This window comes from Tepidibacter thalassicus DSM 15285 (genome assembly GCF_900129915.1).
In the GTDB taxonomy this organism is placed as follows: domain Bacteria; phylum Bacillota; class Clostridia; order Peptostreptococcales; family Peptostreptococcaceae; genus Tepidibacter; species Tepidibacter thalassicus.
In genome coordinates, this window is the sequence record NZ_FQXH01000007.1 from 64,632 (window position 1) to 79,699 (window position 15,068).

The window sequence follows — 15,068 nt, forward strand, 5'->3', positions numbered from 1 at the left end:
TCCTATACTGCTTTTACTTTTATAGTTTGTGCAAGTTTTCTTCCTATAGCTATTTCTTGAAATCTATTTTGAAGAACTACAGGTCCAGCTAAAACCTTCTCAGAACAGACAAGCTTAGCTCCTTCATATAGTCCAAGCCTTATTGCTTGAACTCTTATTTTTTCATCTGGTATTGATAGTATTTCTATTTTTTGTCCTCTATTTACCATATCTAAAGTCATAATATCTCCTCCCATGTGTAACTTAAAATCATTATCACTTTATTCTTAAATTATATTTCATATGATAATGAATGTCAACATGAGTTTTATTCTAAAAAAAGCTACCTAATTAATAGGTAACTTTTTTATTCTAATCCTTCTTCTTGCATTAAAGTTTCATATACAGCCACAACATTTTCATATTCTTCATCATTCTCTATAGGAATAATTGAATATTCCCCGCCTTCTTGCTCTTCTATTCTAAATATGTATGCCTCTTCTCCATTATCCTCTAATGGCATAAGTATAGCGTATTCTTTCTCCTGAGCTTCTAAAGTCATTATGACTTCAAATTTCACTTCATTTCCTTCTTCATCTACTAATGTTACTATATTTTCTTCCATAACGTCACCTCGTTGATTTAATATTTAATATTATTATATACTAAAAATAATAAATTTAACATAAAAAAATTATATATTTCTTTTCATATCAAGATAACCTTGAAGAATAAGTACTGCAGCTAACATATCCACAACTTTTTTTCTTTTTTTTCTACTTACATCTGCTTCAATTAATGACCTTTGTGCAGCTACAGTTGTAAGTCGTTCATCCCAAAATTCTATTTCTAAATTAGTTTTTTGTTTTAACTTTTCAGAGAATTTCATAACTTTTTCCCCTTGAGGGCCTAAAGTCCCATTCATATTTTTTGGGAGGCCTACTATTATTTTATCTACTTCTTTTTCTTTTATTATTTTTTCTAATTCCTCTAAATCTTTTTTTATACTTTGTCTTCTTATAGTTTTTATACCTTGAGCAGTAAGCCCTATTAAATCACTAACAGCAACTCCTATTGTTTTATCTCCTACATCAAGCCCCATTATTCTTTTCATATAACAACCTCCTAAATAACTTTTATGCAAAAATCTTTACAGTATTTTGAACAATAACCACATAATACACACTTATCCTTATCTACTACTGCTTTATTATTAACTATAGATAACGCTTTATGAGTACATTTAGATACACAACTCCCACATCCTTCACACCAATTAGCTATATGCAATTCTCTTTTTTTATTATTCAATTTTTCTTTTATTTCGTCAGGAATTTTTTTTCCTTCAAATTTTAATATATTTGCCTTTACTTCTTCTTTAGACTGCATCCCTATTGCAATAGAATCAATTTCTTTTAAATTTAAAACATAATCCAACGCTTCATCGTATGAATGTATCAAATTTCCTCCACCTAAAGGCTTCATTGCATATATTCCTATATTATTTTTCTTAGCTTCTCTTATAGCTTCAAGCATTTGCTCTATATTTCCATCATAAATTCCAATGCCTGCTTTATTTACTATCGGATGAATAATATCTATTTCATTTATTTTAGATGCTGCTTTTACTGCTGAAATTGTATGAGTTGATATTCCTACTGCTCTAATATATCCTTTTTCTTTCATTTTTATAAAATATTCTAAAGCTTCGTAATGTCCTCTTAAAGTGTGTTCACTTTCTTGCTCATGAAGTAAAAATCCATCTATATAATCAGTATTCATCTCTCTTAAAGCCTTTTCTAAACTTTCCTTAGCTGTTTCTTTAGAATATGAATAAGATTTAGTTATAAGTATTATTTTATCCCTTTGATAAAATTTAAAAACTTCATTTATATGAGCATATGTTCCATAAAGTTCTGCTGTATCTATAAAATTAACACCACTTTCAAAAGCTTCCAATATAATACTCGCTCCATATTTAGGATTAAAATTTTTTTGAAGTGGCCCAATTGTCAATGCTCCAAAACACATTTTAGATACTTTAAATCCTGTTTTGCCTAATACATTATATTCCATAATTTCACTCCCTTAAAGAATTTAAGCCATAGATTAATCTATGGCTTAAATTTAAATTATAACTATACTTTTCTTAACTTATCCACATGTTTAGTAATAATAACTAAAAGCGGAATTATAACATAAGCAATACTTGTAGCTGCAGCGACCACACCAGAATCATTTACAAAAAAACCTACAGTGCTTCCTACTACAATAGCACTCCACCCTTTTGTAAGGTATGAATATTCTTCACAAATATTTTTAAATATTCCAATTGGTTTATAAAATAAAACTCCAACAATTAAAATTCCAGATATAAGTACCTTACTCCATATAGTTACTCCTATAAGCCTTAAATTCATTTCTATTTTCCTTTTTATAATTTGTATTATAACTAAAGGTCCTCCTGATATTATTTTTTGTATAGCTCCTGCTAAATGAGATTTACTACCTATAAAGAAAATGTCTATTACCGCCATTGAAGCAACTACACAAACTACAGCAATACATATTAATATAATTTTTTTCATATCTATTTTTATATCATATAATCTAAGAATTAAATATAAAAATGAAAATACAGCTGTAATAGTTCCTCCTACATTAGCTCCCATTTTAGGATGTCCTAATATAACTACTGAAATCAATAATATAATTAAAATTGTTTTTTTAGCAATTTTATTTTTTTCCAAAAGACCAACAAGCGAAAAAATCAATGAACCTATAAGAACTCCCATATATTCATTCCCTATACCATAATACCTTGCTCCAATAATTGGGTCATATCCCAAAAGAGAATTTTTTATCATGTTTTGTCCACTAACTCCATCAATTAAGACCCCAATAGATACTAATAATCCCAAAGCTATTAATTTATTCAAATCATCTTTTATAAATTTATGAACTAAATAATATACTGAAATTAAAACAATTACTGTACACGCAATTATAGATAGTACACTCTTAAAATTAAACAAAGGAGCAATTAATAAAGCAAATGGTATAGTCATTGTAAACTTTAAAAAAGAACTTAATATTTTAAAACTATTTTTCGGAATATTATTTTTAAAAAACAACGCTAATACTGTTAATATCCACACTATCATTTCAAGCGCAGCATACGTATAAAGGACTGGTACTCTAATTTTAGAATTAGATACAGTCTTTTCATAATCTCCTATTAATAAATTTATATTGTTATTTTCCAAAATTTTTTCAATTTTTTTACCTACCATAAGCTTAGAATTTATTCCAAAATAATCTAAAATATCTACAGGAATATCGACATTCCCTATTATACCTTTTCTTCTAGTTGTAGCAGAAGATAAAAGTCCCTTTTTATCTCCTTCAAATAATATTACATAAGAAAGCTTGTATCCATTTTTATAATCCTGCATTTTAGGATAGGTACTTATAATGTATACTCTATCTTCTTTATTTACCATCTTAAAAATTTCATTTAAATAACCACTTATATTTTTATTAATATCCTGTTTTAATTTATTATAGGTCTGTTTATTTAAATTTTCTTTATAAAGGTCAAGTCTATATGTGTCTCCAAGCTCTACTATTAATAAATCACTATTTTTATAATACTTTTTTGTTTCACCTAAAAGTTTTTTATAATCAGTTTTTATTCCAAATGGCATCAAATCATCTTTAATATTTAAATCATCTATGTTCCCTTTTTCTATTTGTCCATTGTCATCCATGGCAATAAGACAAATTTCTCTATGATTTTGTTCATCTGTATCTGCATTTCCCAAAACAGCTAAACTTAAATTGTTATTTTTAAATTCATAACCAAGTGCACCTAAAAATGCACCATATTCTCCTTTTAAATTATCATTTTTAAGCTTGTTTATATTTAAATTGTTTATATGTTTTCCTTTAATACCTGTTCTTCTTAAATAAATATAATCATTTTCCTCATTTATAGTTCTAAAATCTATATCCCCTTTACTTAAATAAGCTCTAGTTCCAGATCCTATTGTAGCATACGACTTTATATCAGAAGTTCCATTTGAACCCCTAATATTCATAAGCCCTATATATCCTCTTTTATCCATTTCTTTATTAAGAGAATCAATTTCTTTTAAATCGCTTATGCTAGTTCTATTTATATTTATTAAAATGACTTTTCCTTTGTTTTGTGAAAAAGAAATATTACTTATAAAATTAAGTGCTGTAACTACTATTAAAACCATTACTAAAAATTTTCTTTTCAATTTATTCTCCCTACTTTCCTTCTAGGTATTTTTTTAAAATTTCTTCTAATAGTTCATCTCTTTCAAATTTTTTTATTAAACTTCTAGCATTATTATGACTTGTTATATAAGTTGGATCTCCTGATAAAAGATATCCTATCAACTGATTTATAGGATTATATCCTTTTTCAACTAAAGCATCATATACTTTCAATATAATTGTTTCTGGTGTAATTTTTTCCTCTATATTTCCCTCAAATTTCATTGTATAATCTATATTTTTTCCCACATTTAACACCTCTTTTTATTATGTTATTTTATAATAACCTATTATAACATATTTGTTAAATAGCAAAAAGGAGCAGAATGCTCCTTTTTGATTATTCATTAATTTGATTTTCTAATACTTCTTTTGCATACATTAAAGCTTCTTTTACTTTAGATACGTCTTTACCACCAGCTTGTGCCATATCCGGTCTTCCTCCACCATTTCCACCAGCAATTTTAGCTACTTCTCTTATTATATTTCCACAATGTACTCCTCTTTTTACAACATCTTTTGTAGCTGTTACTATAAAATTAACTTTATCATTAGCTACATTAGCAAGAACTATTACTCCTGATCCAAATTTATCTTTAAGATTATCTCCTATGTTTCTTAAAGAATTCATGTCCATTCCTTCAAATTTTGCTACAATTAAATTTACTCCTTTTACTTCGTTTTTAGTTATCGCATCATCAACAGAAGCCATGGCTAATTTGTTCTTTATAGAATTTAACTCTTTATTTAAATCTTTCACTTCATCTACAAGAGATTTTACTTTAATTGTAACATTATCTTCTTTTGTTTTTAGTGTATTGCATATATCTTTTATCGTATTTTCTTTTTCATTTATATAATTATATACACTCATTCCAGTTATAGCTTCTATTCTTCTAACTCCAGCAGCTACACCTGATTCTGAAAGTATTTTGAAAATTCCAATCTGTGCTGTGTTTTTAAGATGAGTTCCACCACAAAGCTCACGAGAATAATCTCCCATAGATACAACTCTTACTACCTCTCCATACTTTTCTCCAAATAAAGCAGTAGCTCCTATTTTCTTAGCTTCATCTATTGTCATTTCATCAGCAGTAATATCTAAAGACTCCATAACTTTATTGTTTACCATCATTTCAATTTTTGATAATTCTTCTCTTGAAATAGCTTCAAAATGAGTAAAATCAAATCTAAGCCTTTGTGGAGTAACAAGTGAACCTGCTTGTTGAACATGATCTCCTAAAACTTCTTTTAACACTTTATGAAGTATATGTGTCGCAGAGTGATTTCTTGCACTATTCATTCTCAATTCTTTTTCAACTTTAGCATTTAATCTATCTTTAACATTTATACTTCCTTTTTTAATTACAACTTCGTGATGAATTCTTTCATTTGCTCCTTTTTTAGTATCAATTACATCTCCTTCAAATTTTTCATTAAATAAAATTCCTCTATCACCTACTTGTCCTCCACTTTCTGCATAAAAAGGTGTTTTATCAAGTATTATTGTAACTTTTTCTCCATTATGAGCTTCATTCACTAATTCATTATCATTTACTATAGCTAAAACAACAGCACTTTCTTCTAAAGAAGAATATCCTACAAACTCAGTTTTAATGCTTTTATCTATTTTAGAAAATACATCTTCTTTCCATCCTTCACTTTCATCATTTTGTCTTGCATTTCTTGCTCTATTTCTTTGTTTTTCCATTTCTTCTTCAAAAGATTGTTCATCTACTTCAAATCCTTCTTCTTCTAACATTTCTTTAGTTAAATCTATAGGAAATCCATACGTATCATAAAGCTTAAATGCGTTTTTTCCTGATAAAACTTTATTTTTATTTTCTTTTAATTCATTTATGTATGATTTTAGTATTTCTATACCTTGATCAATTGTTTCCTCAAATCTTTCTTCTTCTATTTTTAACACTTTCTTTATATAATCTTTCTTTTCTAAAAGTTCAGGATAAGCATCTGCACTAACTTCTACCACTTTATCCATTAAATTATATAAAAATGAACCTTGTATTCCTAAAATTTTTCCATGTCTTGCAGCTCTCCTTAAAAGTCTTCTAAGCACATATCCTCTTCCTTCATTTGAAGGTAATACTCCATCAGCGACAAGAAAAGTAACTGCTCTTATATGGTCTGTTATTATTCTTATAGACGCATCATTTTTTTTATTTTTTCCATATTCAACATTAGCAATTTCTACTACTCCATTTAATATATGTTTTATGGTATCTATTTCAAATATATTATCAACATCTTGCATTATACAAGCTATTCTTTCAAGTCCCATTCCTGTATCTATATTCGGATTAGGTAGAGGATTATAGTTTCCATTTTCATCTTTATCAAATTGAGTAAATACATGATTCCAAAACTCTATAAATCTATCACAATCACATCCAGGCTTACAATCTGGACTTTTGCAACCATATTTTTCTCCTCTATCAAAATAAAGTTCTGAGCACGGGCCACAAGGTCCTGTTCCTATTTCCCAAAAGTTATCCTCTTTACCAAGTCTTACTATTCTCTCTTTTGGGAATCCTATTTCTTTATTCCATATTTCAAACGCTTCTTCATCATTTTCATATATAGAAACCCATATTCTATCTTCTGGAATTTCAAGATGTTTTGTTACAAATTCCCATCCCCAACTTATTGATTCTCTTTTAAAATAATCTCCAAAAGAAAAATTTCCAAGCATTTCAAAAAACGTCGCATGTCTTGCCGTTTTTCCTACGTTTTCTATATCTCCTGTTCTTATACACTTTTGACAAGTAGCCATTCTTTTTTTTGGTGGCTCCTCTTTTCCCATAAAATAATTTTTTAATGGAGCCATACCTGCATTTATAAGAAGTAAACTCGAATCATTTTGCGGAACAAGCGAAAAGCTCCCTCTTGATAAGTGACCTTTTGATTCAAAAAAATCTAAAAATTTACTTCTAATTTCATTTAATCCTATTTTTTTCATTATATTTCCTCCTTTATGTACAAAATAAAACCCTCATCTCTATGAAAAACATAGGGACGAGGGATAAACTCTCGCGGTACCACCCTATTTGCTAAAAATTAGCCTCTTAGGATAAAATAAACCTTAATTTTAACGGAAATTTTCCGACAACCTCTACTAAAATTTTTTCAAAGTTGTTACTCCAAGGTAGCTTCAATTAACCTATCTAGGAATCTTCCAGCCATGGATTCCTTCTCTATAAGAATCAGTTAATTTACTAGTCCTCTTCATAGTATTTCGCATATTAATTTTTACACATTTAGATTTTATATAAGAAATACAAATATGTCAACAAGTTAAAACCAATTTCTATCCATTCTATTTACCATCTTATTTGCAAATCTAGCCATATTTCGCCCTGCTTTGTAAACCATTCTTCTTTGACCTATATTCATTCTAGAGACAGCATACATAGAAGCTGCAGCACCTAAAACTCCTCCTATAACCATAGGATTTACTATATTTCCATTTCTTCTCATAATTTCACCCCTTTCTTAAGAATATTTTTTACTAAAGAGGTGAATATATACTGAGTAAAATTTACAAAATTATATTCTTTTTTCTATTATTCCACCACCTACTACAACATCATTATCATACATAACAACAGATTGACCTGGAGTTATTGCTCTTTGTTTTTCATCAAATACTATCTTTATTTTATCATTTCCTTCTTTATATACTACAGCATCTTGCGGTTTTGCCGAATATCTTATTTTAGCTTTAACTCTTATAGGTTCTTTTATATCATCAAAAGGTATAAAATTCACATTACTAGCTATTAAACCTTTGCTAAAAACTTCATCATGTTCACCTAATACCACTGCATTTTTTTGTGGTAATATATCTACTACATACATCGGCTTTCCAAGAGCTATTCCAAGTCCTTTTCTTTGACCAATAGTATAATTTATAATTCCTTTATGCTTTCCTAATATGTTTCCATCTTTATCTATAAAATATCCCTCTTTTATTTTTCTATTACTATGTTCTTTTACATATTTAGCATAATCATTATCTTTTACAAAACATATTTCTTGACTATCAGGTTTATTAGCAACAACCAATCCTATTTCTTCAGCTATTTCTCTTATTTTTTCTTTTGTATAATACCCAAGTGGAAATAATGTATGTTTAAGTTCATATTGAGTCATATTATAAAGTGCATACGTTTGATCTTTTGCATCTGTAATAGATTTTTTCAATAAATATCTATTTAACTTTTTATCAAATTCTATTTTTGCATAATGTCCTGTAGCTATATAATCACATCCTATTTTTTTTGCTCTTTCAAAAAATTCTCCCGATTTTATATATTTGTTACATGCAATACAAGGATTTGGAGTTCTTCCTTTTATATATTCATCTATAAAATAATTTATTACTTTTTCTTTAAATACATTTTTGAAATTCATTACATAGAAAGGAATTCCTATTTTATCTGCAACTCGTCTCGCATCCTCTACCGCAGATAAAGAGCAACATCCACCTTCTTTTTCTATTAACTCTTCATCTTCATCTTGCCAAAGCTTCATTGTAACTCCAATCACATCATAACCTTGTTCTTTTAATAAATATGCAGCAACAGAACTATCTACTCCTCCACTCATTCCTATCATTACTCTCTTTTTCAAAAATATCACCTCAATATATTTATTTTTACCATATTTTCAAAATTAAACCCGGGATTTTTCCCGGGTAATATTTTTATTCTTCTTCAACATGATGATGATCATGTTCATCATCTATTTTAACATCTTCAAGTCCATCTATGTGAATATTATTCTTCTTAGCATAATCTATTATTGCAGATTTAACAGCTTGTTCTGCTAAAACCGAACAATGCATTTTAACTGCTGGAAGACCATCTAAAGCTTCTGCTACTGCTTTATTTGTAAGCTTTAAAGCCTCCTCAACACTTTTCCCCATTATCATTTCTGTAGCCATACTCGATGTTGCAATTGCCGAACCACATCCAAATGTTTTAAACTTAACATCTTTTATTATATTATCTTCTATCTTTAAATATATTTTCATTATATCTCCACATTTAGCATTTCCTACTTCTCCTATGCCATCTGCATTTTCTATTTCTCCAACATTTCTAGGATTCATAAAATGATCCATTACCTTTTCACTATACATTATCATTTCCCCCTTTAGTTACTTTTTCATATAATGGTGATATCGATCTTAATCTTTCTACAATTTTAGGAAGATGTTCTAAGACATAATCGACATCATCTTCAGTATTCATATCTCCAAGAGATAACCTTAAAGAACCATGTGCTATTTCATGAGTAAGACCTATAGCCATTAAAACATGTGATGGATCTAAAGATCCTGAAGTACATGCCGAACCACTCGATCCAGCTATTCCAACCATATCAAGACTTAAAAGAAGAGATTCTCCCTCTATAAATTCAAAACAAAAATTAGTATTTCCAGGTAGTCTATACTCTAAACTTCCATTTAATCTTGTATAAGGTATTTTTTCTAAAACTCCTTTTATAAGCTTATCTCTAAGCTTTGTAAGTTTATCTATATGCTCATCTAAATTAACTCTAGCAAGTTCAGCAGCTTTACCAAACCCAACTATTCCTGCTATATTTTCAGTTCCAGCTCTTCTTCTCTTTTCTTGAGCTCCACCATGTATTAAAGGATGAAGTTTTACACCTTTTTTAATATATAATGCTCCTACTCCTTTAGGTCCATATATTTTATGAGATGACATAGCCATTAAATCTACGTCTAAATCTTTTACATCTATATGAATATTCCCTAATGCCTGTACACCATCTGTATGAAATAGTATCCCCTTTTTCTTTGCTATTTCCGCTATTTCTTTTATAGGTTGAATTGTTCCTATTTCATTATTAGCAAACATTATAGATATAAGTATTGTTTTATCAGTTATAGAGTTTTCTAACTCTTCTAAACTTATTCTACCTTCTTTATCCACATTTAAATAAGTTACTTCAAACCCATGATATTTTTCTAAATATTCACAAGTATGCAATACTGCATGATGCTCTATTTTAGTAGTTATAATGTGATTCCCTTTATCTTTATTAGCAAATGCAACTCCTTTTATTGCCCAGTTATCTGATTCAGACCCTCCAGCTGTAAAATAAATTTCCGAAGAATCTGCATTTATAAGTTTTGCAACTTCATCTCTTGCCCTATCCAAAGCTCCTTTTACATCTCTACCAAATTTGTGAATACTAGATGCATTTCCAAACAAATCACTATAATACGGAAGCATCGCTTCAAGCACTTCTCTCTTAACAGGAGTTGTCGCTGCATAATCCATATAAACATTTCTTTTTTCCATTTGACTTATCCCCCTAACCATTTATATCCTTCATTTTGTTTTTATAATCATCTATCATATTTTGAAGAGTTATAGAGTCTATAACAGATTCTACACTTTCTTTTATCTTTTCCCATACAACTTGAGTTACGCAGTGTCCTGAATTTTTACAATCACTTTCTTCATCTAAAACACAATCCGAAGGAGCTACAGGCCCTTCTAGAACCCTTATTATATCTCCTACAGTAATTTTACTCGCATCTCTTGAAAGCAAATATCCTCCTTGAGCTCCTCTTATGCTTTTTACAAGCCCAGCTCTTCTAAGAGAAGAAAATATTTGCTCTAAATATTGATCTGATAAATTTTGCTGTTCTGCTATATATTTTAAAGGAACTGGTCCATTACTTTCATCTAATGCTAATTGAAACATTGCTTTTAATCCATATCTTCCTTTTGTAGATAATTTCAATATATCGGCTTTATAAAATCTATATATTTTTAAATAAATATATAGATTCTATTCATACACTCAATATTTTTACAAATATTAGTGTACATAATAGCATATCTCTACAATGCTATACCGCAAGCCAACGGTACTTTTATTCACCTCTCTTTGTTTAAATCAAGTAACTAATTTTCCATAATGAAAATGTAGAGTAGTTACTTGATTTATATTTTTTAGTATATGTTCTTTTCCACAATCATATAAATTATATTAACACCATACAGTTTTGCCTTATATGTTAAATTTAGTACTTTTAATTCCTAGTAAAAAACTCTGAATTCTGATTTAAGTATATTATATCCAAGTATTTTTGTCAACATTCTAATTTTTAATCTTTTTTCTCTTCAATATAAGTATCATGTCTCTTACTTCTTGCATTTTTAAAATATTTGCTGTAAATAAAAATACCCCTGCTCCTAATAAAACCCCTATACTTACTTGAAGCAATTGAATTTGCTTATCATAAACATTAAAATATTTACTAAATATTAAATTTAAAATAATAATAAATACTCCCATAACGATAGATGCAAATGTAGTTTTAAGTCCTGAAACTAATATTTCTTTTCCATTTATTCCTCCCATTTTTTTTCTAAGAGTGTTAAATAACATACTCATATTAATAAAACTAGTAATAGAATAAGCAAAAGCCAAACCCTTTACATTCATCGGAGTAGTAAGTCCTAAAAATAAACTTAACAATATATTTCCCAAAACGGCTACAAAACTTATTTTAACAGGAGTTTTTGTATCATGATTTGCATAAAATCCTCTAGTTAAAAGTTGTACTCCTCCTTGAAAAGCAAGCCCCAAAGTATAAAAAATCAAAATACTTGCAGTGATTTGTGCATCATATTCATTAAATGCTCCACGAACAAATAATAATCTAATTAAAGGAACTCCTATAGTCATAAGTCCTATAGCAGATGGAATTGTAACAAAGAATATATTCCTCATACCCATCGAAAAAGTTTCTCTAAAATCATTCAACTCTCCTCTTGCAATTTGAGATGTTATCGTCGGAAAAATTACAGTTGCAATACTCACAGAAAAAATCCCAAGAGGAAGTTGCATTATTCTATTTGCAAGTCTAAGCGCTGTAATACTCCCCTCATCAAATCCCGATGCTATATTTTGATTAACTATAAGATTAATTTGAGTAACAGAAAGTCCAATAAATGCCGGAATAATTAACTTAAATATTTTTTTAACTCCAGGATGTTTTAAATCAAGTATAAACTTATATTTTTTCGCTTTTTTTATAACAAATAAAAATTGAAATAAAAAATTCGATACAGCACCACAAACAACTCCTATAGCCATACCTTTTATTCCAAATTCGGATGATAAAAATATCGTTCCGAAAATAATACCTATATTATATAAAATAGGACCTATTGATGGAACATTAAATATTTTATATGAATTCAAAATTCCCGTTTCAAGACCTGCAAGTGCTGTAAAAGTAACAGCTGGAAACATAAATCTAGTAAGTTCAACTGTAAGATTTAATTGCTCTCCTTTAAAATTGTAAGCCACAAAAGGGACTAAATAATCTGCAAATATCATACCTAAAACCGATAATAATAAAAGTAAAATAATAGAAATATTTATAAATGTAGATGCCACTTTCCAACCTTCTTCTTCATCTCCTTTTGATAAGTAACTAGTAAAAACAGGAATAAAAGCTGAACTTAAAGCGCCACCAACTAATAAATAATACATAACATCAGGTATTGTAAACGCCGCAAAAAATGCATCCGTCTCCATTCCTCTTCCAAATGTATTTGTCATTATAACTTCGCGAACAAACCCAAGCAGTCTACTTACTATCATTATTATCATAACTAATACTACTGTTTTAGTTGTCTTCTTTTGACTTTTCATAATATACCTCTTTTCTTTAAATTTTACATAATTATTACTATGTAATTATAATTTGATAGCAACGAACCTGTCAACTGTACTAATAGAGCCTCAATACTGTTTAAACAGTATTGAGGCTCTATAATTATTTGTGCCTTTTTTTGTTTTTAAATTTATTTTTGTTTCTTTTACTACTGTTATTTTTATTATTTTTTGGCTTTATTAAACATTTTGCTCCATACCCAATAAGATCTTGTCTGTTTGCTTTTATTAGAGCTTCATATACTAAATTATAATTTTTAGGATTTCTATATTGAAGTAAAGCTCTTTGCATTGCTTTTTCACTCTTACTTTTTGGCACATAAACTTCTTTCATTGTTCTTGGATCAAGTCCCGTATAAAACATAGCTGTTGATAAAGTTCCAGGAGTAGGATAAAAATCTTGAACTTGTTCTGGTTGATAACGAATATCTCTTAAATATTCTGCAAGTTCTATTGCCGATTCTAATGTACTTCCAGGATGACTAGACATCAAATATGGTATTATATACTGTTTTTTACCTATTTTTTCATTTATTCTAAAAAATTTCTCCCTAAATCTATCATAAATTTTCCCAGATGGTTTTCCCATATATTTCAAAACTTCATGAGATATATGCTCAGGTGCTACCTTTAACTGTCCACTTACATGATGTTCAACCAGTTCTTTAAAGAAAGTGTCACTTTTATCAGCCATAATATAATCATATCTAAGCCCTGAACGCACAAATACTTTTTTAACATTAGGTAATTTCCTCAATTTTCTAAGAAGATTTAAATATTCTGTATGATCAACATCTAAATTTTTACAAGGTCTAGGATATAAACACTGTTTATTTTTACAAGCACCTAACTTTAATTGTTTCTCACAAGCTGGCTTTCTAAAATTAGCAGTAGGCCCTCCTACATCATGTATATATCCTTTAAAATCAGGGTTTTTCGTAATTTGTTTCGCTTCTTCTATTATAGATTCTTCACTTCTGCTTTGCACAATTCTTCCTTGATGAAATGCTATAGCACAAAATGAACAATTTCCAAAACATCCTCTTGAACTTACTATACTAAATTTAACTTCTTCAATTGCTGGTATTCCACCCTGTTTTTCATATATTGGATGATAATTTTTTTGATAAGGTAATGCATAAACTTTATCTAATTCCTCCCTACTTAAAGGCATTTGAGGCTTATTTTGAACTAGATATTTGCTTGCATGCTTTTGCACTAAAATTTTTCCTCTAACAGGATCTTGTTCTTCATATTGTATTTTAAATGCTTGTGCATACTTGTATTTATCTTTAGACACTTCTTTATAAGATGGAATTTCTATATAATCATCATATAACTCCTCTAAATTGTCTAAAATATAACATGTACCAGGTATATGCCTTATATACTTTATATCAAATCCATCATTTAAATTATTAGCTATTTCAATTACCGCTCTTTCTCCCATTCCATATACTAATAAATCCGCACTGCTATCTATTAAAATAGATTTTCTAACTTTATTTTCCCAATAATCGTAATGTGAAAATCTTCTAAGACTTGCTTCTACTCCACCTATTATAATGGGAATATCTTTATAAGCTTCTCTTATTCTATTACAATAAACAATTGTAGCCCTATCAGGTCTTAACCCCATTTTTCCACCTGGAGAGTATAAATCTTTTTCTCTTCTTTTTTTACTTACAGTATAATGATTAACCATCGAATCCATATTTCCTGAATTTACCAAGAAACCCAATCTCGGTCTTCCTAATTTTCTAAAATCATCTGCATTTTTCCAATTTGGTTGAGCTATTATTCCCACTTTATACCCTTCATCTTCTAAAACTCTTGAAATTATTGCTGTCCCAAAGCTATGATGATCTACATAAGCATCTCCTGTAACTAATACAAAATCTAACTGTTCCCATCCTCTATTTATCATATCTTGTTTACTAATTGGTAAAAATTTGCTATTCATCATATCATCACCTGCTTATATTTTGTTCAAACACATACAGCAATATTATCAAATTATATTCTACATTACAAGC

The 15,068-nt window shown here is 28.7% G+C and carries 14 protein-coding genes and 1 other annotated feature; all 14 genes read right to left on the reverse strand.

Translation table 11 applies throughout. The features are described from left to right. Positions 1-2: 2 nt before the first annotated feature. The gene (locus BUA19_RS03320; protein ID WP_072723665.1) at positions 3-221 is read right to left on the reverse strand and encodes a FeoA family protein; all 219 of its coding nucleotides are present in this window, start codon (positions 219-221) and stop codon (positions 3-5) included. 125 nt (positions 222-346) lie between these two features. Further along, positions 347-604, reverse strand: coding sequence for a DUF1292 domain-containing protein (locus BUA19_RS03325; RefSeq protein WP_072723667.1), 258 nt, complete (start codon positions 602-604; stop codon positions 347-349). 69 nt (positions 605-673) lie between these two features. Continuing rightward, on the reverse strand, positions 674-1,093 hold the full coding sequence (gene ruvX / locus BUA19_RS03330; protein ID WP_072723669.1) for a Holliday junction resolvase RuvX: 420 nt from the start codon (positions 1,091-1,093) through the stop codon (positions 674-676). 11 nt (positions 1,094-1,104) lie between these two features. Continuing rightward, on the reverse strand, positions 1,105-2,055 hold the full coding sequence (locus tag BUA19_RS03335; protein ID WP_072723671.1) for an aldo/keto reductase: 951 nt from the start codon (positions 2,053-2,055) through the stop codon (positions 1,105-1,107). Between the two features lie 62 nt (positions 2,056-2,117). Continuing rightward, positions 2,118-4,265, reverse strand: a complete 2,148-nt coding sequence (locus tag BUA19_RS03340; protein WP_072723672.1) for a hypothetical protein — start codon at positions 4,263-4,265, stop codon at positions 2,118-2,120. A 10-nt stretch (positions 4,266-4,275) separates the two neighbouring features. Beyond that, positions 4,276-4,533 carry an IreB family regulatory phosphoprotein gene (locus BUA19_RS03345; RefSeq protein ID WP_072723674.1) on the reverse strand — a complete coding sequence of 86 codons (258 nt, stop codon included), beginning with the start codon at positions 4,531-4,533 and terminating at the stop codon, positions 4,276-4,278. A gap of 91 nt (positions 4,534-4,624) precedes the next feature. Beyond that, positions 4,625-7,264 carry an alanine--tRNA ligase gene (alaS, locus tag BUA19_RS03350; protein WP_072723676.1) on the reverse strand — a complete coding sequence of 880 codons (2,640 nt, stop codon included), beginning with the start codon at positions 7,262-7,264 and terminating at the stop codon, positions 4,625-4,627. Positions 7,265-7,313: 49 nt separating this feature from the next. Further along, positions 7,314-7,543 (reverse strand) — a binding site (T-box leader). Between the two features lie 56 nt (positions 7,544-7,599). Next, positions 7,600-7,782 carry a hypothetical protein gene (locus BUA19_RS03355; protein WP_072723677.1) on the reverse strand — a complete coding sequence of 61 codons (183 nt, stop codon included), beginning with the start codon at positions 7,780-7,782 and terminating at the stop codon, positions 7,600-7,602. Positions 7,783-7,851: 69 nt separating this feature from the next. Further along, a complete protein-coding gene (gene mnmA, locus BUA19_RS03360) occupies positions 7,852-8,937 on the reverse strand; it encodes a tRNA 2-thiouridine(34) synthase MnmA (protein ID WP_330388986.1) in 1,086 nt (361 codons plus the stop codon). Positions 8,938-9,010: 73 nt separating this feature from the next. Further along, the gene (gene nifU, locus BUA19_RS03365; RefSeq protein WP_072723965.1) at positions 9,011-9,451 is read right to left on the reverse strand and encodes a Fe-S cluster assembly scaffold protein NifU; all 441 of its coding nucleotides are present in this window, start codon (positions 9,449-9,451) and stop codon (positions 9,011-9,013) included. Further along, a complete protein-coding gene (nifS, locus tag BUA19_RS03370; RefSeq protein WP_072723679.1) occupies positions 9,441-10,637 on the reverse strand; it encodes a cysteine desulfurase NifS in 1,197 nt (398 codons plus the stop codon). The genes nifU and nifS overlap by 11 nt, the downstream gene beginning before the upstream one ends. Before the next feature lie 13 nt (positions 10,638-10,650). After that, the gene (locus BUA19_RS03375) at positions 10,651-11,085 is read right to left on the reverse strand and encodes an RrF2 family transcriptional regulator (protein ID WP_084601925.1); all 435 of its coding nucleotides are present in this window, start codon (positions 11,083-11,085) and stop codon (positions 10,651-10,653) included. Positions 11,086-11,445: 360 nt separating this feature from the next. Further along, complete coding sequence (murJ, locus tag BUA19_RS03380; protein WP_072723683.1) at positions 11,446-13,011, reverse strand: murein biosynthesis integral membrane protein MurJ; 1,566 nt, start codon at positions 13,009-13,011, stop codon at positions 11,446-11,448. 124 nt (positions 13,012-13,135) lie between these two features. Beyond that, the gene (locus BUA19_RS03385; RefSeq protein ID WP_072723967.1) at positions 13,136-14,995 is read right to left on the reverse strand and encodes a YgiQ family radical SAM protein; all 1,860 of its coding nucleotides are present in this window, start codon (positions 14,993-14,995) and stop codon (positions 13,136-13,138) included. Between the last annotated feature and the right edge of the window lie 73 nt (positions 14,996-15,068).